General features: G+C 74.9%; 14 protein-coding genes. 4 read left to right on the forward strand and 10 right to left on the reverse strand.

From position 1 onward, the window contains the following. Nucleotides 1-71: 71 nt before the first annotated feature. Nucleotides 72-1,640, reverse strand: a complete 1,569-nt coding sequence (locus tag ACFTZA_RS11140; protein WP_378194271.1) for an NAD(P)/FAD-dependent oxidoreductase — start codon at nt 1,638-1,640, stop codon at nt 72-74. A gap of 76 nt (nt 1,641-1,716) precedes the next feature. Further along, a complete protein-coding gene (locus tag ACFTZA_RS11145; protein WP_378194274.1) occupies nt 1,717-2,739 on the reverse strand; it encodes an exopolyphosphatase in 1,023 nt (340 codons plus the stop codon). A gap of 138 nt (nt 2,740-2,877) precedes the next feature. On the opposite strand from ACFTZA_RS11145, the gene ACFTZA_RS11150 reads away from it, so the two are divergent. Beyond that, nucleotides 2,878-5,088, forward strand: a complete 2,211-nt coding sequence (locus ACFTZA_RS11150) for a SpoIIE family protein phosphatase (protein ID WP_378194277.1) — start codon at nt 2,878-2,880, stop codon at nt 5,086-5,088. Between the two features lie 30 nt (nt 5,089-5,118). On the opposite strand, the gene ACFTZA_RS11155 is transcribed toward ACFTZA_RS11150, so the two are convergent. The 6 genes from ACFTZA_RS11155 to mfd all read right to left on the reverse strand — a co-directional run bounded on the left by ACFTZA_RS11155 (nt 5,119) and on the right by mfd (nt 13,815). Continuing rightward, nucleotides 5,119-5,646: a DUF501 domain-containing protein gene (locus ACFTZA_RS11155; protein WP_378194279.1), complete on the reverse strand. Its 528-nt coding sequence runs from the start codon at nt 5,644-5,646 to the stop codon at nt 5,119-5,121. 49 nt (nt 5,647-5,695) lie between these two features. Next, complete coding sequence (locus ACFTZA_RS11160; protein ID WP_378194282.1) at nt 5,696-6,361, reverse strand: septum formation initiator family protein; 666 nt, start codon at nt 6,359-6,361, stop codon at nt 5,696-5,698. Nucleotides 6,362-6,520: 159 nt separating this feature from the next. Continuing rightward, nucleotides 6,521-7,807: a phosphopyruvate hydratase gene (eno, locus tag ACFTZA_RS11165; RefSeq protein WP_378194285.1), complete on the reverse strand. Its 1,287-nt coding sequence runs from the start codon at nt 7,805-7,807 to the stop codon at nt 6,521-6,523. 206 nt (nt 7,808-8,013) lie between these two features. After that, nucleotides 8,014-8,751 (reverse strand): MazG family protein, encoded by a 738-nt coding sequence (locus ACFTZA_RS11170; protein ID WP_378194288.1) that lies wholly within the window; start codon nt 8,749-8,751, stop codon nt 8,014-8,016. A 335-nt stretch (nt 8,752-9,086) separates the two neighbouring features. Continuing rightward, nucleotides 9,087-9,986 (reverse strand): ectoine hydroxylase, encoded by a 900-nt coding sequence (gene thpD, locus ACFTZA_RS11175; protein ID WP_378194291.1) that lies wholly within the window; start codon nt 9,984-9,986, stop codon nt 9,087-9,089. Nucleotides 9,987-10,131: 145 nt separating this feature from the next. Continuing rightward, the gene (gene mfd / locus ACFTZA_RS11180) at nt 10,132-13,815 is read right to left on the reverse strand and encodes a transcription-repair coupling factor (protein ID WP_378194294.1); all 3,684 of its coding nucleotides are present in this window, start codon (nt 13,813-13,815) and stop codon (nt 10,132-10,134) included. A gap of 233 nt (nt 13,816-14,048) precedes the next feature. Between mfd and ACFTZA_RS11185 the strand changes: the two genes are divergently transcribed. Then, entirely contained in the window at nt 14,049-14,711 is a 663-nt protein-coding gene (locus ACFTZA_RS11185) for a phosphatase PAP2 family protein (RefSeq protein WP_378194297.1), read from the forward strand. On the opposite strand, the gene ACFTZA_RS11190 is transcribed toward ACFTZA_RS11185, so the two are convergent. Beyond that, entirely contained in the window at nt 14,695-15,903 is a 1,209-nt protein-coding gene (locus ACFTZA_RS11190; protein ID WP_378194300.1) for a glycosyltransferase family 4 protein, read from the reverse strand. The two genes, ACFTZA_RS11185 and ACFTZA_RS11190, sit on opposite strands and share 17 nt — an antisense overlap. 183 nt (nt 15,904-16,086) lie before the next feature. Here ACFTZA_RS11190 and ACFTZA_RS11195 point away from each other — a divergent pair, with 183 nt between their 5' ends. Further along, a complete protein-coding gene (locus tag ACFTZA_RS11195) occupies nt 16,087-17,160 on the forward strand; it encodes a glycosyltransferase (protein ID WP_378194303.1) in 1,074 nt (357 codons plus the stop codon). 29 nt (nt 17,161-17,189) lie between these two features. Here the strand turns inward: ACFTZA_RS11195 and ACFTZA_RS11200 are convergent, their stop codons facing one another. Continuing rightward, on the reverse strand, nt 17,190-20,564 hold the full coding sequence (locus tag ACFTZA_RS11200) for a hypothetical protein (RefSeq protein WP_378194306.1): 3,375 nt from the start codon (nt 20,562-20,564) through the stop codon (nt 17,190-17,192). Nucleotides 20,565-20,713: 149 nt separating this feature from the next. Between ACFTZA_RS11200 and ACFTZA_RS11205 the strand changes: the two genes are divergently transcribed. Then, nucleotides 20,714-21,958: an ABC transporter ATP-binding protein gene (locus tag ACFTZA_RS11205; RefSeq protein ID WP_378194309.1), complete on the forward strand. Its 1,245-nt coding sequence runs from the start codon at nt 20,714-20,716 to the stop codon at nt 21,956-21,958. The last annotated feature ends 1 nt before the right edge of the window (nt 21,959 follow it).

Genomic DNA, 21,959 nt, shown 5'->3' on the forward strand with positions numbered 1-21,959 from the left:
GGGGCGAGCCGACCGGTCGGCTCGCCCCTCGTCGTCGGGCGGTCGTGCAGCGGCGGGTGGCCCGCCGCGGGTCAGGAAGCCTGGCTGGCCGGGGTCCGCTCGTCGGCGTCGACCGTCGGCTCGCCGTCACCCGACTGGGCCGCGGCGGCGGAACCCTGCGCGGTCTGCTTCACCGCGCCGTCCTTCTTCGGGGGCACCGACGCGGCGCGGAACTCGGCGCGCGGGTCGTGGAGCGAGCCGAGCGAGACGAGCTCGCGGCCCATGAGGAACTGCCCCATCCACCCGACGAAGATGCGGATCTTGCGGTTGCCGGTCGGCATCGCCATGACGTGGTAGCCGCGGTGCATGAGCCACGCGAGCGTGCCGCGCAGCTTGAACACGCCGAACAGCTCCGCGACACCCTTGTACAGGCCGAGGGACGCGACCGTGCCGACGTTCTTGTGGCGGTACTCGACGGGCGCCTCGCCGTGCAGCTCGAGCGCGAGGTTGTCCGCCAGGCGCGTGGCCTCGCGGATCGCGTGCTGCGCGTTCGGCGGGCAGAACTTGCCCGGGTTCAGCACGTCCGGCACCGCGGCGCAGTCGCCCGCGGCCCACGCGTTGGGCACGAGGTTGCCGTCGGCGTCCTCGACCTGGAGGGTCGGTCGGACCGTCACGCGGCCCAACTTGTCGACCGGGAGGTCGGAGTCCTCCTTGAGGACCGGGTTCGCCTTGACGCCGGCGGTCCACACGATCGTCTCGGAGTCGAACTCGACGCCGGTCGACGTGACGACGTGCCCGTTCTCGCACGAGGACAGGAACGTGTTGAGGTGGAACTCGATGCCGCGCTTCTTCAGCTCCTCGAGGGCCCACTCGGCCATCGGCTCGCTCAGCTCGGGCAGGATGCGCCCGGCGCCCTCGATCATGACGAAGCGGAGGTCCTTCTCCTCGATCGTCGCGTAGTTGCGCGTCGCGTGACGGGCCATGTCCTCGATCTCCGCGAGCGCCTCGACGCCGGCGAAGCCGCCGCCGACGAACGTGAACGTCAGCATGCGACGACGGAGCTCCGCGTCCCACGTGGAGGACGCGACGTCCATGCGGTTGATCACGTGGTTGCGGACCGCGATGGCCTCCTCCACGTTCTTGAAGCCGATCGCGTTCTCCGCGAGGCCCGGGATGGGGAGCGTGCGCGAGACCGAGCCGAGGCCCACGATGAGGTGGTCGTAGGTGACCGAGTAGTCGTCGCCCTCCTCGGGGCGGATGGTCACGGTGCGGTCGCCGTGGTCGATGCCGACGACCTTGCCCTGCAGGACGTCGATGCCCTTGAGCGCACGCCGGTGCGGCGCGACGACGTCGCGCGCGTCGATGGACCCGGCCGCCGCCTCGGGGAGGAACGGCGCGTAGGTCATGTACGGGCGCGGGTCGACGACCACGATGGCCGCCTCGCGGCGCCCGAGCTTCTTGCGCAGGCGACGGGCGGCGTACAGGCCGACGGAGCCACCGCCGAGCACGACGACGCGCGGCACCTTGCGCGGCCGCGGCGAGGCGGCCTGCGGGGCGACCGCGGTCGCCGTGGTGGGCGACGAGGCCACCTGGGTCGCGGCCGAGGTCACCTCCGGTGCGTCCTGGGCGCGGTCGACCGAGGTCAGGTCATTCTGAGGCATGGTTCCAGAGTATTACCGCTCGCGGCCCTGGCACGTCGGGGCGTCCGTCAACCGGGCGTGATCCCGCGCACGCCCGTCAGGCGATCGACCACGCGATGCCGTCGAGGATGTCGTGCTCGCTGGTCACGACCTCGGTCAGGGTCCCGCCCGCGGCGGCGACGTCGTCGCGCACCCGGCGCACCACCTCCGACCACACGAGCGCGCCGGCGCCGATGACGTCGACCCGCCCGGGGTGCATGAAGCCCAGGGCCGCGCGCTCGTCGCGGGTGCGGCGCAGCAGGTCGTCGCACGCGGCGAGGACGTCGTCGACGGGCAGCACGGCGCGGTCGATCCGGTCCCGGTCGTAGACGGCGAGCCGCAGCGCGTGCGCCGTGACGGTCGTCACCGAGCCGGCCAGCCCGACGAGCGTGGCGGCCTCTCCGAGCGGCACGACCCGGGCCGCCTCGTCGAGCGCCGCGCGGACGTCGGCGCGCGCCGCGGCCTCCTCGTCCGCGGTCGGCGGGTCGCTGCGCAGGTGCCGCTCGGTCATGCGCACGCAGCCCACGTCCATGGAGAACGCCGCGTCCGGCGTCGTCGTGCCGTGCACGAGCTCGGTCGACCCTCCGCCGAGGTCCACGACGACGTAGGGCCCTGGCCGCACCTGGGCCACCGTCGACGTCGCGCCCCGGAACGACAGCGCCGCCTCCTCCTCGCCGGAGACGACCTCCGGCTCGACCCCGAGCGCGTCGAGGACGCCCCGCACGAAGTCGTCGCGGTTCTGCGCGTCCCGCGTCGCCGAGGTCGCGACGAACCGCGTGCGCGTCGCGCCGAGGTCGTCGACGACGCGTGCGTAGCGACGCGCCGCGTCGAGCGTCCGCTCGAGCGCCTCCGGCGCGAGGCGTCCCGTGCGGTCCACCCCCTGGCCGAGCCGGACGACCTCCATGCGACGGTCGAGCTCGACCATCGTCCCCGTCGCCGGGTCCACGTCGGCGACCAGCAGGCGGATCGAGTTCGTGCCGCAGTCGACGGCCGCGACGCGCGCGGGGGTCGACCCGGCGGGACGGTCTGCGTCGGGCACGGTGGCGGGCGCGGCGGACGGCGAGGTGGACCCAGGTGTCATGCGACCAGGGTGCCACCCCGCCAGGGCCTCGCGCGGCGCGCCGACACGGTCCGGACGGAGCCCGGTGCACGCGCAGCGGCGTCGGCAGGGGATGATGTGCCCCGGAACGCTCACACGCTCGGCGGAGGAGACACGCACATGCAGCATCCGGCGGGCAGCGGCGGGAAGCCGGTGCGCGGCGCGCCCGCACCCGACGACGGCCCCGACCGTGCCGTCACCACGCGCGGGGCGGACGCCGTGCCGGACGTCGTGCCGGACGTCGACGCGACCCGTGCCGAGCGGCTCGAGCTGCTCGACGCGGCCGCCCAGGCGGCGGGTCTGGGCACCTTCCAGTGGGACCTGTCGACCGGCGCCCTGCACTGGGACGCCGCACTCCTCGAGGTCTTCGGGTACGACGAGGCGTCCTTCGGCGGCACGATCGACGCGTTCAACGCCCGTCTGCACCCCGACGACCTCGGCCCGGTCACGGTGGCGCTCGACGAGGCGATCGCGACGTGCGGCGTCTACGAGGCCGAGTTCCGCGTCGTGCGGCAGGACGGCACGCTGCGCTGGCTGACCGCGCGCGGACGGGCGCTCGGCGGGCCGTCGGGGGTCGCCGAGCAGCTCGTCGGCGTCGCGACGGACACGACGGTGCTGCGCGTGGGCGAGGAGCGCGTCCGGCGGATCCTCGACGACATGACCGTCGGCTACTTCTGGCTCGATCCCGAGTGGCGGTTCGGGTACGTCAACCCGGAGGCGGAGCGCATCCTCCAGAGCACGCGCGAGCGCCTCGTCGGAGGCAGCGTGTGGGAGCTCTTCCCGGCGAGCGTCGGGACGGCCTTCGAGGAGTCCTACCGCGCCGTCGCCCGGACGGGCGCACCGATCGTCTTCGACGCCTACTACCCGGCCCCGCTCGACGCCTGGTACGAGGTGCGCGCCGTGCCGGAGCGCGGCGGTGTCGCGGCCTACTTCACCGACGTGACGGAGCGGCGCCGCGCGCTCGAGCTCGCCCAGGAGGCCCGGGCCCGCTCGCAGCTCCTCGCCTCCGTGGCCGCGGAACTGGCGGAGTCGCTCGACCCCGTCAGGGCGCTCGAGGCCGTCCTGCCTCACCTGGTCCCCTCCGTCGCCGACTTCGCGATCGCGAGCGTCCTCGACGAGGGCGCCGGCGGGTGGCAGCAGCGCCTGCGCGACGTGGCCTCGCTGCACTCCGACCCGACGATGCAGCCCGTGCTCGACGCGTACGCGCGGGTGCGCGTGCCCGCCCTCGTGCCCACCTCGCTCATCGCGCAGACGGTGGCCGGAGCACCGCACGCGCTGCGCACCGGCACGCCACGCCCCGGCGACCTCGTGGAGGAGGGCCCCGCGCACGACCTGCTCGCCACCCTCGACCCGTACGCCATGGCGGTGCTCCCGCTGCGCGGCCGCGGCCACACCCGCGGACTGGTCACGCTCGCGCGCCGCGCCGAGCGCGGCCGCTTCGCCGAGGCCGACCTCCACGCGCTGCGCGACGTCATGGCGCAGATCGGGCTCGCGCTGGACAACGCGCACCTGCACGCGGCCCAGCGCACCCTGGCCGAGGAGCTGCAGCGCAGCCTCCTCACGGCGCTGCCGGAGCCGGACCACCTGCACCTCGTCGCACGCTACGTCCCCGCGGCCACCGGCACGCAGATCGGCGGCGACTGGTACGACGCGTTCCTCGTGCGCGACGGGAGCACGTGCCTCGTCATCGGCGACGTGACGGGGCACGACCTGCGCGCGGCCGTCTCCATGGCGCAGGTGCGCAACGTCCTGCGCGGCGGCGCTCACGCCGTCGTCCGCTCCCCCGCCGCGATCTTCGAGTCGCTCGACTGGGCCATGCACGACCTCGGGGTCGGCGCGATCAGCACGGGCGTGCTCGCCAAGGTGGAGCAGTCCCCGGAGCTGGCCGAGCAGGGCCTGCGCCTGCTGCGCTGGTCGAGCGCCGGCCACCTGCCCCCGCTGCTCCTGCACCCGGACGGGAGCGCCGAGCTGCTCCACCGCTCGACGAACCTGCCGCTCGGCCTGCGCGTGCACGACGAGCGCCACGACCACACGGCGGTCCTCGCGCCCGGTGCGACCGTCGTGCTGTACACCGACGGCCTCGTCGAGCGGCGCGGCGAGTCGCTGCACGCCGGTCTCGAGCGCCTGCGCGCCACGGCCGAGCGGCTCGCGGGCCTGGGTCTCGAGGACCTGTGCGACCGCCTCATCGCCGAGCTCGTGCACGACGGCGAGGACGACGTGGCGCTGCTCGCCGCGCGCGCCCACCCCCAGGACCGCCCGCGCCCGGCGGAGGCCGGTCCCCGGGTGCTTCCCGACCGCCTCGTCGAGGAAGCGCGGCGCGAGGACGCCTGAGACGTACCGCCGGCCTCTGCCTCGGCGGTCTCAGCAGGTGCAGCGGTCGGGGCGCCAGACGTCGCGCACCCGCTCCAGGGCCTCGTCGCCGAGCGGGTTCACGCCCGGCCCGGCGGCGAGCGCGTGGCCGACGAGCACGTGCAGGCACTTGACCCGCGCGGGCATGCCGCCCGCGGAGATGCCGTCGATCTCGTCGACGTGGCCGAGCGCCTCGCGCTGCGCGAGGTAGTGCTCGTGCGCCCCGCGGTACGCCTCCGCGAGGCCGGCGTCCTCGGCAAGGCGGTCCGTCATCTCCTTCATCACGCCGTTCGCCTCGAGCGTCGACGCGGCCGCGACGGCCCCCGGGTGGGTCAGGTAGAACGTCGTCGGGAACGGCGTGCCGTCGTCCAGCCGGGGCGCGGTGCGCACGACGAGCGGGCGGCCGCACGCGCAGCGCGCCGCGATGCCGACGACGCCGCGCGGTGTCCGGCCGAGCTGCTCGGCGAGGACCTCGAGGTCGTGCGCGGACACCTCCGCCGCGGGGTCGTCGGCGGGGATGGCCAGTCGGGCGTCGGTCACAGGAGGTCCTCGGGGTGGCTCGGTCGGGGCGTGCGGCGCGCGGGCCGCGTCACCCATTCTCCCCGGTCGGAGCACCGGTCGTACCCGTCGACCCGGACTGCCTGCTCGCGACCTGCACCGACTCCCACACCGCCTGATACCACGGGGTGCCGTCCTCGTAGCCCTGGACCGGCCCGTCGGAGATCGTCCGTCCGGTCTGCGGGTCGACGTCGTCGACGACCGTCTCCGGGTCGAGCACACGCCACGGTCGCTCGCCCGGCATGACGAAGTTGAGCCGGTCGCGCGCCTGACGCTCGACGTACGCGCGGTCGTCCCAGCGCGCGAGCTCGGCCTCGAGCTCGTCGCGCTCCGCCTGCGCGTCGGACAGGTCCGTGCGCAGGGCCTGCAGCTCGTCCGCCTGGTTCACGTACGCCCGGACCGTGGGCAGGACGAGCACCAGCGCGAGCAGCACGACGACGGACAGCACGAGCGTGCGGACCGTGACCACCTCGGGCAGCAGGAAGCCGTAGCGGCTGCGGCGCCGGTCCTCGGGCGCTGGGCCCGTCGGACGTCGCGGAGCGGGGCGGCGTGCCGAGGACGTGGAGGTCGTCGGGGACGCGGATGCCGACGAGCGCGGGGGGCCGCCCGACGACGACCCCGTCGCCGTGCGGGTGCCGCGACCGCGCACGGGTCGCGCGGACGCGCCAGGGCTCGGGGGGCGGCGCGAGGACGGCATGCCCCCGATTGTGCCGTCCGACGCCTGCGCGCGCCGTCAGCACGCGCGGGGACGCACCGGTGGACGGTCGATCGACACGAACTCTTCACCGTCCGGGACGCCGGAGGCCCGGCGGTCCCGGTAGGTCCGCCGGGCCTCCGGCGTGCGACGGGTGCGGCGTCAGGCCTGCGGCGTCCAGCGCGGGAACGCGCCACGGCCGGCGTAGCGCGCGGCGTCGTCCAGCGCCTCCTCGATGCGCAGCAGCTGGTTGTACTTGTTGATGCGCTCGCCACGGGCGGGGGCACCGGTCTTGATCTGGCCCGCGTTCGTCGCGACGGACAGGTCGGCGATCGTCGTGTCCTCGGTCTCGCCCGAACGGTGCGACACCATGGCGGTGAAGCCGTTGCGCTGCGCGAGCTCGACGGCGTCGAGCGTCTCCGTGAGGGAGCCGATCTGGTTGAGCTTCACGAGCAGGGAGTTCGCGGCCTTGAGCTCGATGCCCTTGGCGAGGCGCTCCGGGTTGGTGACGAACAGGTCGTCGCCGACGATCTGCACCTTGTCGCCCACCTCGGCGACGAGCTGGGACCACGAGTCCCACTCGTCCTCGGACAGCGGGTCCTCGATGGAGACCAGCGGGTAGTCGCGCACGAGCTGCGCGTAGTACTCGATCATCTCGGCCGGCGACTTCGCGCCGCCCTCGAACTGGTACGCGCCGTCGGAGAAGAACTCGGTCGAGGCGACGTCGAGCGCGAGCGTGACGTCGGTGCCCGGCGCGAACCCGGCCTTCTCGATCGCGACGAGGATGAGGTCGAGCGCCTCGCGGTTGCTCGACAGGTTCGGCGCGAAGCCGCCCTCGTCGCCGAGACCCGTCGCGAGGCCCTTCTCCTTGAGCACCGACTTGAGCGAGTGGTAGACCTCGGCGCCGGTGCGCAGCGCCTCGCGGAAGGAGGACGCGCCGATCGGGGCGACCATGAACTCCTGGATGTCGACGTTCGAGTCGGCGTGCGACCCGCCGTTGAGGATGTTCATCATCGGCACGGGCAGGACGTGCGCGTTCGGGCCGCCGACGTAGCGGTACAGGTCGAGGCCGGCCGACTTCGCCGCCGCCTTGGCCACGGCGAGCGAGACGCCGAGGATCGCGTTCGCGCCCAGCTTGCCCTTGTTCGGCGTGCCGTCGAGGTCGATGAGGGCGGCATCGATGAGGCGCTGGTCCTCGGCCTCGAACCCGATGAGCTCCGGGGCGATGTCGTCGATGACGGCGTTGACCGCGCCCTCGACGCCCTTGCCCAGGTAGCGGGACTTGTCGCCGTCGCGACGCTCGACGGCCTCGAACGCACCCGTCGACGCGCCCGACGGCACGGCGGCGCGGGCGAACGTCCCGTCGTCCAGGACGACCTCGACCTCCACGGTCGGGTTTCCACGGGAGTCGAGGATCTCGCGCGCTCCAACGGCTTCGATGCTGGCCACAGGTGCTCCTTCAGGCAGGGCTCGCCCGCGCTGCGTCGCGGCCGACCCGGGCACGGGAACCCGGGCGCCGCGTGCGCGCCGGCGACGGTGGTGGGTTTACCGCTCCAGCCTAGTGCCCGGACGTGACCCGCGCCGCTGCGTCCGCCACTCGGGCTCGCCGCGGTGACGTCCGCGGCCGAGCGGAGGACCAACGTCCCGGGGCCCGATCAGGCGTCGGCGACCGCCCCGTCCGCCCGTGCGCCGTCGTAGGTACCGACGCGCTCCGCCTCGACGATGCCGGCCTCCACGAGGCGCAGCTCCGCGCGCAGCGCCGCCTCGGCGTCCACACCCGCCGCCTGGGCCCGCACGACGACGTCGAACAGCTCGCGCCCGAGCCGGTCGGCCGGAGCGGCCTCGTCCGACGACACGGGGACGGTGCCGCGCGCGACGTCGCCGAGGCCGCCGCGCTCGGAGCGCGAGAGCACCTTCTGCGCCCGTGCGAGCGCGCCCTGCGTGTGCGAGATCCCCTCCAGCACCGACGACCGCCGCTTCTCCGCCTTCTTGATCGCGTCCCACTGGGCGTGCAGGTCGGTCGCCGTGCCGGCCCCGTGCCCCGGGACGCCCTCCGCGAAGACGTGCGGGTGGCGGCGGACCAGCTTCGCCACGAGGTCGGCCGCGACGTCGTCGACGGTGAACGGCTCCGGCTCCTCGGACGCGATACGGGCGTGGAACAGGACCTGCAGCAGCAGGTCGCCGAGCTCCTCGCGCATCCCGGCGCGGTCGCCGGTCTCGATCGCCTCCGCGAGCTCGTGCGCCTCCTCGAGGAGGTACTGCACGAGCGAGGCGTGCGTCTGCTCGCGGTCCCAGGGGCACCCGCCCGGCGAGTACAGGCGGTCCATCACGTCCACCGCGTCACGCAGCGCGTCGGTCGTCGGCACGGTGGTGCTGGGCTCGGGCGCGCTCATCGCCCCATCGTAGGGACGGACGCCGCGCGCGACGACGTGCGCCGCGGGTGCGCCGCGTTGCACGGCGGCGCGGGACGGCGGCGCGGGACGGCGACGACCCGTCCCGCGCGGCTGGCGGGTGCCGGACGTAGTCTCGTGCGCAACGACCGCGGTCGTCCGGACCGCAGCACGGCAGGAGGGGACGACCATGAGCACGCACCGACGCTGGAAGGACCTCAGCCGTGGCCAGAAGGTGGCCGTCGGGGTCGTGGGAGCCGTGCAGGTCTCGCTGACGGCGGCCGCACGGCGGCGGGCCCGGCTCGTGGCCGGTCCCGCCGTCGCGGGGACGCTGCCGGTCAGGCGAGCGGCGTCGTGTCCCGTCGGCCGATGTGGGCCGGGCGCGGCGCAGGTGCCGCGAACGGGTCGGTGAGCGCGTTCTCGACGCTGTTGAACACCAGGAAGATGTTCGAGCGCGGGAACGGCGTGATGTTGCTGCCCGAGCCGTGCATGATGTTGCAGTCGAACCACAGGGCGGACCCGGCGTCGCCGGTGAACTGGTCGATCCCGTGCCGGTGCGCCATCTCGGTGATGGCGTCCTCGGACGGCACGCCGATGCGCTGCTCCTTGAGCGAGGCCTCGTGGTAGTTCTCCGGCGTCTCGCCCACGCACGGCACGAAGGTGCGGTGCGAGCCCGGCATCACCATGAGGCCGCCGTTGTACGGGTAGTTCGGTGTCAGCGCGATCGAGCAGCTCACGGCGCGCGGGGCCGGCATGCCGTCCTCCGCGTGCCACGTCTCGAAGTCGGAGTGCCAGTAGAACCCCGTGCCCTTGTAGCCCGGCATGTAGTTCACGCGCGTCTGGTGCAGGTACACGTCCGAGCCCAGGAGCTGGCGCGCCCGGCCGAGCAGCCGCGGGTCCCGGCTCAGCGCGTCGATGGCGGAGCTGAGCTCCGTCACGTCGAACACGGAGCGCACCTCGCCCGACGTCTTCTCGGTGATGACCCGCACGTCACCGTGCAGGTCGGGGTCGGACGCGAGCCGGTCGAGCTCGGCCGTGTACGCGGTGACCTCGTCGGGCGTGATGAAGTCCTCGAGGATCGTGAACCCGCGCTCCGCGTGGGCCTCGAGGGCGGCGGCGTCGAACGGCCCGTCGTCGGGCCCTCCCCACACCGTCGGGTGCTCGCGGGGGATCATGGCGCCCGGCTGCGCGAGCCTCGTCGGATAGGCGTCCGTCGTCGTCTGGATGGTCGCGGTCATGTCGCTTCCCGTCTCCCGGGCGATCCCGGGTTCGTGGTCGTGTCACTCTCGCCGCCGGTTCCCTCCGCCGCAGGCGGGAGGGTCCGGCACACCCAGCATGGCTACGTGAGCCCGCGTGACCGTGTCAAACAGCCGGCGCGGCCGGTCAGCGCGCCCCCGCCGAGGTGCCCACGGACGCCGCGGCGCTCACCTCGCCGAGGATCACGGCGTCGATGAGCTGGCGGGCCCAGTCGAGCACCTCGGAGCCGCGCAGCGGCCGGCCGCCGATGCGCGCCGTCGTCGGGAACGGCACGAGGACCGCGCGGATCGCCGGCTTGAGGAGCGTGCCCGGGTACAGCCGCTTGAGCCGCAGCTGCGCCGACTCGGGCAGGTCCACCGGGGCGAACCGCACGAACTTGCCCTGCGCGGTGACGTCGGCGAGGCCCGCGCGGCGCGCGTGGTTGCGGAAGTCCGCGACGTCGAACAGCGCCGACGCGACCTCGGGCAGCGCCCCGTACCGGTCCGTCAGCTCGGCCCGCACCTCGGCGAGCGCGGGCGCGTCGTCCGCCGCCGCGATCTTCTTGTAGGCCTCGAGCCGCAGCCGCTCGGTCGCGATGTAGGACTCGGGCAGGTGGGCGTCCACCGGCAGCTCGATGGAGATCTCCGGCTGCTCCTCGTCGCCGTCGCCGCGGAAGTTCGCGACGGCCTCCCCCACCATGCGCACGTACAGGTCGAACCCGACGCCCGCGATGTGCCCGGACTGCTCGCCGCCCAGCAGGTTGCCGGCGCCGCGGATCTCGAGGTCCTTCATCGCGACCTGCATGCCCGCGCCCAGGTCGGTGTGCGCGGCGATCGTCGCGAGGCGGTCGTGCGCGGTCTCCGTGAGCGGGCGCTCCGGCGGGTAGAGGAAGTAGGCGTACGCGCGCTCTCGCCCACGGCCCACGCGGCCGCGCAGCTGGTGGAGCTGCGACAGGCCGAGCATGTCGGCACGCTCGAGGATCAGCGTGTTCGCGTTCGAGATGTCGAGCCCCGTCTCGATGATCGTCGTGCAGACGAGGACGTCGAGCTCCTTCTCCCAGAACGCGCGGATCACCTCGTCGAGCTGGTGCTCGTTCATCTTGCCGTGCGCGACGCCGACCCGGGCCTCGGGGACGAGCTCGCGCAGGCGCGCCGCCTGCCGCTCGATGGTCTCGACCTTGTTGTGCACGTAGAAGACCTGGCCCTCGCGCAGGAGCTCGCGCCGGACCGCGGCGGAGATCTGCTTCTCCTCGTACGCGCCCACGTACGTGAGGACGGGGTGGCGCTCCTCGGGCGGGGTCGCGAGCGTCGACATCTCGCGGATGCCCGTGACCGCCATCTCGAGCGTGCGCGGGATCGGGGTCGCGGACATGGCGAGCACGTCCACGTTGGTGCGCAGCTGCTTGAGCGTCTCCTTGTGCTCGACGCCGAACCGCTGCTCCTCGTCGATGATCACGAGCCCGAGGTCCTTGAACCGCACGTTGCCCGTGATGAGGCGGTGCGTGCCGATGACGACGTCGACCGCGCCGGTGCGCAGCCCGTCGACGACGGCCTCGGACTCCTTCTCCGTCTGGAACCGCGACAGCGCCCGGACCGTCACGGGGAACCCCGCGTACCGCTCCGTGAACGTCTCGAGGTGCTGCTGGACGAGCAGCGTCGTCGGCACGAGCACGGCGACCTGCTTGCCGTCCTGCACCGCCTTGAACGCCGCGCGGATGGCGATCTCCGTCTTGCCGTAGCCGACGTCGCCGCACACGAGCCGGTCCATCGGGACGGTCTTCTCCATGTCGGCCTTGACCTCGTCGATGGTCGCGAGCTGGTCGGGCGTCTCGACGTAGGCGAACGCGTCCTCGAGCTCGCGCTGCCAGGGCGAGTCGGGCCCGAACGCGTGCCCCTGCGTCGCCATGCGCGCGCTGTAGAGGCGGATGAGCTCGCTCGCGATCTCGCGGACGTGCTTGCGCGCGCGCGACTTCGTCTTCGCCCAGTCCGCGCCGCCCATCTTGTTGACGCTCGGGGACTCGCCGCCGGTGTACTTGGTGACCTGGTCGAGCTGGTCCATGGGCACGAAGAGCCGGTCCCCCGGCTGACCGCGCTTGCTCGACGCGTACTCGATGACGAGGTACTCGCGCGTCGCCGCGTTGCCGCCCGTGCCGAGCGTGCGCTGCACGAGCTCGACGAACCGCCCGACGCCGTGCTGCTCGTGCACGACGAAGTCGCCCGCCTTGAGCTGGAGCGGGTCGACGACGTTGCGTCGCCGCGACGGCATCTTGCGCATGTCGCGCGTGCTCGTCCCGGCCCGGCCCGTGAGGTCGGCCTCGGAGAAGACGGCGAGGCGCAGCTCGGGGGCGACGAACCCCTTGCCCACCATCGCCGGGGTGACGAGGACGATCCCGCCCTCGGGCTCGTCGTCGAGGCGCGGGACGAGGCGCGCCGGGGTGTCGGCCGCGCCGAGCTGCTCGACCATGCGCTTCGCCGGCCCGTGGCCCTCGGTCGTGAGCACGAGCCGCCAGCCGGCGTGCTGGAGGTTCCGCACGTCGTCGAGCGCGCGCGAGACGTCCCCGCGGTAGGACTCGACCTCGCGCGCCCCGATCGTGAACGTGGGGACGCCGGACGCGCTCTCCCGCGCGTCGGCGGGCGCGTCGTCGAGCTCGGGGTTGTCCAGCGCGAACGACGACAGCGTCCACCAGCCCAGACCGCGGCGTCGGGCGACGGCCCGCACCTCCGCGAACGTCGCGAACGACGCCGACGACAGGTCGATCGGTGCCGCGCCACCGGCCACGGCGCCCGTCCACGCCGCGGCGAGGAACTCCTCGGTCGTGGCCACGAGGTCGTGCGCGCGGCGGCGCACGCGCTCGGCGTCGTCGACGACGAGCAGCGCGTCCTCGGGCACGAGCTCGAGCACGGGCACCATGCGGTCCACGAGGACCGGCGCGAGGGACTCCATGCCCTCGACCGCGACGCCCGCCGCGAGCTTGTCGAGCATCTCCGCGGCGCCGGGCAGGTCCTGGACGAGCGCGGCCGCGCGCTCGCGCACCGGCTCGGTGAGCAGGATCTCGCGGCACGGCGGCGCCCACAGGCCGTGCTCGGCGATCTCGAGGCTGCGCTGGTCGGCGACGGCGAACCAGCGGACCTCGGAGACCTCGTCGCCCCAGAACTCCACGCGGAGCGGGTGGTCCTCCGTCGGGGGGAAGACGTCGAGGATGCCCCCGCGCACGGCGAACTCGCCGCGCCGCTCCACCATGTCGACGCGGGTGTAGGCGGCGTTCGCCAGCCGCTCCGCCGTCTCCGTCATGTCGGCGGTGCTGCCCGCGTGCAGCTCGACCGGCACGAGCTCGCCCAGCCCGTCGACGACGGGCTGGAGCAGCGCGCGGACCGGCATGACGAGCACGCGCACGGGACCCGACGGACCGATCTCCGGGTCCGGGTGCGCGAGACGGCGGAAGACGGCGATGCGCCGAGCGACGGTGTCGGCGCGCGGGCTCAGGCGCTCGTGCGGCAGCGTCTCCCAGCTGGGCAGGACGGCGACGAGGTCGGCGAGCTCGTCGGGCAGGTAGGCGCGCACGCTCGCCGCGAGCTCGTCGGCGTCCCGGCCCGTGGCCGTGACCACGACGAGCGGCCGCGAGCCCGCGGCGGCACGGGCGAGCACGTCGCCCGCCGCGGAGTCCTCGTCCACCGGACCGGTGGCACGGGCGCCCGCCATCGCGGCGAGCAGCGGCGGGCGGACGCCGGCAGGCCCGACCACGTCCGCGTCGCCGCGGGCCCGCACGTGCTCCACGACGGCGGCCGCGGCCGGGTCCGCGAGCAGCGCGGGCAGGATGCCGGTGAGGTTCATGGGGCGCGAGGTCCTTCCGGGGGGCGGGCGCGGGTGCGTGACGACGGGCGCCGGGGCAGCACCGACGGCCCGGGCCGACGTGCCGACCGGGTCGGCGGCTGGTCCGGGGTGGTCGCGCTGAACGACGGCTCCCAGGGTACGCCGGGGATCCGACACGCGACCGCCGCGGTTTCACCCGCTCCGACGGTCCGCACCCTGGTGACACCGCGCCCCCGGCTCGCCATGCTCGGACGGTGCCCTCCTTCTCGCGGTGGCGCGCCTCCCGCGGTGGGCGCGGCCTGCGCCGGCCATCCGCGCACGCGGCCCTGCTCGCGCTCCTCGTGGCCGCGTTCGTGGCGCTGTGGGCGGCGTCGCACCTCACGGCCGCCGGCCAGGCCGCCGACGCCGGTGCCTTCCGTACGCTCGCGCCGTGGCACGACACCGCGGGCGACCTCGCCGGGGCGCTGCGCCGGGGGCTTCCCGTCGCGGGAGCGGCCGCCGCCGCGCTCCTCGGGATCGTCGCGCTGGCCCGTCGGCGATGGCGCGCCCTCGCGGCCGCGGTCCTCGTCGCCGCCGGGACGGCGGGTCTCGCGGTCGGGCTGCGCGAGGTGCTGGTGCGCCCCGACCTCGGGGGCTTCGGCTACGCGCACCAGACGTTCCCGAGCGGCCACGTCGCCGTGGTCGGCGGCCTGTGCGTCGCCGTGTGGCTCCTGTGGCCCTGGCCCGCGTCCCGCGGCGCGGCCGGGTGGACGGGCCTCGCGACGACGGCGGTCGCCGCGCTCGCCTCGGTCGTGACCTACGCGCACCGGCCGAGCGACGTCGTCGGCTCCCTCCTCGTCGCCGCGACCGCCGCCGTCGCGGTGTCGTGGGCGCTCGACGTGCCGGCGCGCGGCGCGGAGGTCACCGCCCCGCGGTAGGCCGGACCGTCGCGTACAGCTCCTCGTACCGGTCGACGACGCGCTCCCACGTGAAGTCCTCGACCCGGCGCCGGCCGGCCGCGCCGATGCGGTCCGCGCGCTGCGGGTCGTCGAGCAGCCCGAGGACGGCGTGGGCGAGCGCCGGGGTGTCCTGCGGGTCGACGAGCACCCCGTCCACCCCGTCCGTGACGATCTCGGGCGGGCCGCCGCGCGTCGTCGCGACCACGGGCCGGCCGGAGCGCCACCCCTCGAGCACGACGAGCGGCGCGGCGTCGGCGCGCGACGGCACCACGACGACGTCGGCCGCGGCCATGCGGGCCGCCACCTCGGCGGGCTCGAGCCGGCCGGGCAGCTCGACGCGGCCCTCGAGGCCCTGCGTCGCCACGCGCCGCCGCAGCGCGGCCGCCTCGCCACCGTCCCCGACCACGACGAGCCGGGCGCGGTCCCGCAGCGCCGAGGACGCGAACGCGTCCACGAGGAGGTCGAACCCCTTGACGTGCTCGATGCGCCCCACCGCCAGCACGACCGGGAGACCGCCGTCGGCGCTCCGGCGCGCGGCGGGCTCCGGAGCCGACGACGCCGCGCCCTGCTCTCCGCCCTGCCCCCCGGGCTGCCCCCCGGACAGCCCGTCGAGCTCGACCCCGTTGGGCACGACCACCGCCCTCTCGGCCCCGAACCGGACGAGGTCGTCGGTGACGACGCGCGAGCACCCGGTGACGGCCGACGCGACGTCGACCGACCGCCGCAGCGCGGCGCCCAGGATCCGCGAGTGCTCGAACACGGCGAAGTCGTCGGCGAACGTCTCGCCGTGCGAGCTGACGACCAGCGGGGTGCGCGTCAGCGTGCGCAGCGCGAGCGCGTACGCACCGTTGGGGCCGAAGCACTGGACGTGCAGCACGTCGGGCCGGAACGCCGCGTGCGCACGCCCCCAGGCCAGCGCCGCGCCGGGCGCGGCGAGCCCGAACCGCGCGATGTCGCCGGCCCGGCTCGACGGCTGCGGGCACGGCAGGTAGCGCACGAGCACGCCGTCCACCCGGCGCGTGCCGAGGTGCTCGCCGCGGTCGACGGTCCAGACCTCGACGGCCGTGCCGCGGGCGGCGAGCACGCGGGCGACGTGCCGCACGTGCGACTCGACGCCGCCGGTGTGCGGGTGGAAGGAGCTCGCGACGAGCGCCACGCGTCGAGCGGTCATGCGACTCCCCCGTCCCTGCGGCCGCGCCGGACCGCTCCGTCGTGCCGGACGTCCACCGCCCGCCGCGCACCGATGATCACCCGCCCCGGGGCGACCTCGCCGGTCGGCCCGCCACTAGAGTGGGCGCCACTCTACCGACCGGCCCGCCGGCCGGTGCCGCCGTCCCGAGGGGGTCCGGACCCGATGCCGCAGCTCGTCGTCGCGACCGTCGCGGTCGAGGTCCCCATGGGGGCGCAGGTGTACCAGGAGGAGGTCGCGGCGCGCGCCGCGGGCGCGCTGGCCGACGGCTCCGGCTCCGCCGCGGACCGCTGGTCGGTCGACCGTGCCGTCGTGCGGTCCCTGCGCTCACCGCTGCCCGGGACGCACCGGCTGCCGCTCGGCCGCCTGTCGGGGGCGGGGCCGGCTGTGCGCCGCGCCACGGGGCGTGCCGTCTACCCGCGCGACGCCGTGGTGCACCGCGTGGGCCTCGACCTGCCGCCGCACCCCACGCGAGACGTCGTCGCCGTGCAGGACGTCGTGTCCTGGCGCTACGCCGACGAGTCCGCGCCCGTGCGCGCCGCCGCCGAGGAGGTGCGCCGCGCCGCCGCGGTGGTGTGCGTCTCGGAGTTCAGCGCCGACGAGGCCGCGGAGGTGCTCGGCCTCACCGAGCGCCCTGTCGTCGCCTACAACGGCGTCGACCCGGTCTACCACGACGCGCAGCCCCTCGACCGCGAGCGCCTCGCCGCCCTCGGGGTGGACGGCCCGTACGTGCTGCACGCCGGCGGGGCGTCGCAGCGCAAGAACCTCGACGAGCTCGCGGTCGCGTGGCGCGCGGTCCGCTCGGCGCGCCCGGACCTCACGCTCGTCATGAGCGGCCCGGAGCACCCGCGCCGCACCGGCCTGTTCGCCGACCTGCCGGGGACGCGCCTCGTCGGCCGGCTGCCGGCGGAGCTCATGCCGGGGCTCGTGGCCGGTGCCGCGGCGGTCGTCGTCCCGTCGCGTTACGAAGGATTCGGCCTGCCGGCGCTCGAGGCCATGGCCGCGGGCGTGCCCGTCGTCGCCGCGCGCACGAGCTCGCTGCCGGAGGTCGTGGGCGACGGCGGCGTCCTGGTCGAGCCGGACGGCGCGAGCATCGCCGAGGGGCTGCTGTGGGCGACCGGCGACGACGCCGACGTCGCCGCGACGGTCGCCCGGGGCCGCGCCCGGGCGGCGACGTTCACGTGGGAGCGCAGCGCCGCCGTGCACGCCGAGGTGTGGCGCGCGGTCGCGGCACGCTGACCCGTCCGGCACCCGACGGTCACCGCCGGTCACCCGGCGGGCCCCCACGCCCGCACCGCGCTGATGGTCGCGATCCAGTCGCTCTCCGTCGCGAGCGGGATGAAGTCGGGGTGGAGCCCGCCGACGATGCCGGTGTAGTTCGCGGCGAGGACGGGCACGTCGCGCTCGGTCGTCATCGGGACGCGCACGCGCACCGCGGTGACCTCGACGGGGTCGAAGCGGAAGAGCGCGACGCGGTCGAAGAACTGGTCGGCCTGCGTCGCGACGTCCTGCCACGCGCCGTCGGGCGTGCGCACGGAGACCGTGTAGTCCCGCAGGCCCGAGGTGCAGCACCGGATGCCCGCGGTCGCGACGGCGACCCGGTCGATCGTCCGAGGCCCGTCGGTCGTGATCTCCACGCCCGGGCTCTCGTCCACGCCGCCGTCCGCGAGGCGGCCCGAGCGCCACGGCTCGCGCACCGCGAAGGTGCCGGACGTGACGACGTCCGGGTCGTTCGCGTCCTCGTGCGTCGACGTCGCGGTCACGGGCCGGCCCTCGAGCACGTCCTCGCCGAACGCCTCGACCGGTGCGACGTCGACGCTCGCGCCGGCGGGCAGGAGCAGCAGCACGGGCGCGCCGGTCACGGGCACCTCCACGCCCTCGGTCGGGACGGCGAGGGTGCGCTCGGCGCCGTAGGGGTCGCGGGCCGTCGCCGTAACCGGTGCCCCGCCGGGGGTCAGGCGGACCGTCGTCGTCAGGTCCTCGCTCCACACGGCGAGGACGGAGCGCCCGCCGAGCGCGCCGCCGACGCCGGTCGCGCGCACCGCGTGCACGCCGGGCGTGCCCGTCCCGACGGGCGTGAAGCCGTCGTACCCGGCGAGCACCGGCGCGGTGGCCGCGAAGGCCGCCCCGGCGGGCTTGACGTACTGCCCGAACTGGAGCAGCGACCACGAGTTGCCCGCCTCGCCGAAGCCGCCCTCGGAGAAGAAGTACGTCCACTCGTCGACGCCCTCGACGCCGTACCAGAGGAGCTTGCGCGCGACGTCCGAGCCGCCGGCCCAGAAGTTCGCGACGCCGTCGGACCACCACCCGGTCTCCGTGTCCCACAGCGGGACGTCCCCGCACGGGGCGACGACCTCGCGGAGCCGGTCGAGCTCCGCGCCGTCCGCGGAGAACCCCTCCTCCTCCCACGACCGGTTGAACCCGGTGTACGGGTGGATGCCCACGACGTCGAGCGAGTCACAGCCGCCCGCCTCGACGAGCCGCTCCCACCATCCCGGGTCGATCCCCAGCGTGTTGCCGCCCACGACGACCACGTCCGGGTGGGCGGCGCGCGCGGCGGCGGCGAACGGGGCGCCGACCTCCTCCTCGTACGCCGCGCCGTCGAAGCCGGTGTTGTTCGGCTCGTTCCAGGGCTGCCAGTACCGGAGCTGCGGGGCTCGCTCGTGGATCTCGGCGACGATCAGGCGCGCCCACCCCTCCCAGGTCCCGGCGTCGACCGCCGCGCGCTCGGCCTCGCCGCCGGACCCGAGCTGGAGCGCGAGCACCGTGCCGGTCTCGTCGGCGAGCTCGGCGGCCGTGACGAGCTCGGTGAACGGGTCGACCTCCTCGGGCTCCTCGCCCTCCTCCACCTCGGGCTCGAACGCCGCGTTCGGCAGCGCGTCCCACACGATGCCGTCGGGGTCCGGGTCACCGGTCGGGTCGGACACGAGGGCGCCGAAGTCGAGCTGGGTGCGGTGGCTGCCGACGCCGAGCTGGGCGGCGAGCTGGACCCCGCGCAGCGGGCCCGCACCGCCCCAGTCGGCCCCGTCCGCGAGCTGCGCCGGGTCGAGCGCGCTCCCGGGCGCGGCGACGGTGTACCGCAGGCACGTGCCGGAGACCGCCTCGCCCGTCGCGGTCTCGACGAGCGCCGCGTCCACCTCGTAGACGCCGGGGCGGGTGGGCGGCAGCTCAAGCGCGATCTCGCCGCCCTCCGCGGGGAGGTCGACGACCCGCTCCTCGCCCACCACGGGGTCCCACACGCGCGGGTCCCCGCGCACCTCGTACCGGAGCCGGTACGTGCCCACGAGATCACCCCACGCGTCGTCGAACGTCGCGACGACGCGGGGCTCGACACCGTCGGGGAAGACGCCGTAGGGCCGGTCGGTGAGCAGCCCGGCGCCCAGGCCGAGGCCGCCGAACAGCTCCTCGTTCGCGGCGTTGAGCTTGACGGGCGCGCCGAGCTGGTACGCCATGCGGTCCGCGGTGATCTCGGTGATCGAGAACCCGCCCTCCTCGCCGTGCGTGAGCGCGTAGTACGGCGCGTCGCCGTCGGTGCCGTCGCGCAGCACCGGCGTGCGCTCCCACAGCGCGAAGGGCTGCTCGAGGTCCTTGTGCGTGTCGGGCCAGACGCCGCGGAACACGCCGTCGTCGCCGTACCACCGCAGGCCCAGGGCCTCCTCCGCGACGAGGAGCCCGTCCCCGCCCGGCCCCGTCGTCATGCCCGTGGCCGCGTCGACCCACGGCACGCGCGGCACGGCGAACGGGCGCCCGCGCTGCCAGCTCGCCCCGACGTGCAGCCCGCGCTCGAGACCCGCGTCGACGGCGACGAGGTCCACCGAGCGCGTGTCGCCGTCGCGCTCGTCCGTCGCCACGAGCGCGCGGCCGTCCGGGAGCTGGGCGAGCACGCCGCCCTCGAACGGGACGGTGTCGAGGAGCTCGCCGTCGCCGGAGAGGCGGTGCAGCACCTCTCCGGCCTCCTGGACGCCGACGACGTCGCCCGACCCGGTCTGCCAGCGCACCGTGCCGTACAGGTCGAGCAGGCCGCCCGCGGTGTGCTCGTTCCCGGGGATCGTCGTCGACCACACCGTGGTGCCGTCGGGCGCGACCCGCAGCACGTCCCGGCGCTGCATGAGGGTGTCGAGCAGGAACACGTCGCCGTCGGCGGCGACCTCGAACGTGTCGGTGCTGAACGTCTCGCTCGCGCCGTCCCACGCCAGCTCGACCGGCGTGGTCGCGCGGACGTCACCGGTCGCGAGGTCGTAGCGCGTGACCGTGTACGTCGCCTCGCGGTCCCACTCGAGCACCCAGGCGCTGCCGTCCTGGACGCGGAACGTGAGGAGCTCGCCGTCCTCGAGGGTCGTCACGTCGTCCACGACGGTCCGGATCCCGCCGAGCTCCGCGGGGTCGACCCCGTCCTCGGTGACCTGCTCGAGCCGCGCGAAGCCGCACACCGGAGCGGGCCCCTCGCGGTCGACCGGCGCGACCACCGGGGCGTCGCCCGACGACGCGTCACCGCCTCCGCCCGGCGTGCCACCGCCGCCGAGGAGCGCGGTCCCCGCGACGAGCGCCACGACCCCCGCGGCCGTGCCGCCGGCGAGGAGCGCCGTGCGGCGCCGCGACGGCGTCCCGTGGTCCGAGACCTGCGTGTTCTCGTCCGCCGCCATCGCCGCTCCCACGTCCGTGGAGGACCGGCCGCCAGGGCCGCTCCGCCGATCGTAGGACCGGCCGGGCCGCGGCCTGCAGACCCCGCGCCGACTTTCACCCGGCCCTACGGCGTGCCGCGCGCGATTCACCCGACCAACCTCGTGGACGGGTGTCCAGCAGCGACTATCTTTCACGTGTGCAGGCGACGACGAGCGACCCCGCCATCCGCGTCGCCGGGCTGGGCAAGACGTACCGGCTCGGTGCGTTCGGCGAGCGCCCGTCCACCGCGGCCGCGGCGGCGATCCAGTGGGTCCGGTCGACCGGCAAGCAGAAGTACACGCTGTTCGACGCCCTCGACGACGTCTCGTTCGAGGTGCCGCAGGGCGAGGCGCTCGGCATCGTCGGGCGCAACGGCGCCGGCAAGTCGACCCTGCTGAAGATCCTCACGCGCGTCACGGCGCCCTCGCGCGGACGGATCGAGCTGAACGGCCGCGTCGGGTCGCTCCTCGAGGTGGGCACGGGGTTCCACCCCGAGCTCACCGGCAAGGAGAACATCTACCTCAACGGCGCGATCCTCGGGATGACGCGCAAGGAGATCAACCGCCGCTACGACGAGATCGTCGAGTTCTCCGGCATCGAGAAGTTCCTCGCGACGCCCGTGAAGCGGTACTCGTCGGGCATGTACGTGCGCCTCGCGTTCTCCGTCGCGGCGCACCTCGACACCGAGATCCTCGCGATCGACGAGGTGCTCGCCGTGGGCGACGCCGAGTTCCAGCGCCGCTCGATCCAGAAGATGCGCGAGGCCGCGGCGGGCGGGCGCACCGTGCTCTACGTCAGCCACCAGCTCCAGACCGTCCAGGCGCTGTGCACGTCGGCGGTGCTGCTCGACCGGGGCACGCTCACGTACTCGGGCTCCGTCGAGGGCACGCTCCAGGCCTACCGGGACAGCTTCGAGAGCTTCGCGGCGGCGCAGTCCGACCCCGCGAAGCGCCCGGGCAACGGGGACCTGCGCCTGTCCTCGGTCCGCATGGACGACGAGTTCGTCAAGTCGTCCCAGGACCTCGTGGTCGAGTTCGAGGCGCCGCCCAGCAAGCACCTCGTCGGCACCTACTTCGTGTCGATGCACGTCAACAACGACCAGGGCACCGTCATCGCGCAGTGCGACTCACGGCTCGTCGGCAAGTGGTTCGACCCCGAGCAGCACCAGAAGGGCCGGCTCGTGGTGCGCGACCTGTGGCTCAAGCCCGGGCGGTACACCGTGGACGTGTACGCGTGCCAGTCCGGCGTGCTCGACGCGTGGGAGGGCGCCTGGCAGTTCGAGGTGCTGCCCGACCTGCCGTACCCCGAGTTCACGGAGTCGTCCGGCACCGACAAGGGTGTCGTCTTCGCCGACTTCGACTACGAGGGGGCCTGAC

Origin of the sequence: Cellulosimicrobium sp. NPDC057127, assembly GCF_042670945.1 — a bacterium.
Taxonomy (GTDB): domain Bacteria; phylum Actinomycetota; class Actinomycetes; order Actinomycetales; family Cellulomonadaceae; genus Cellulosimicrobium.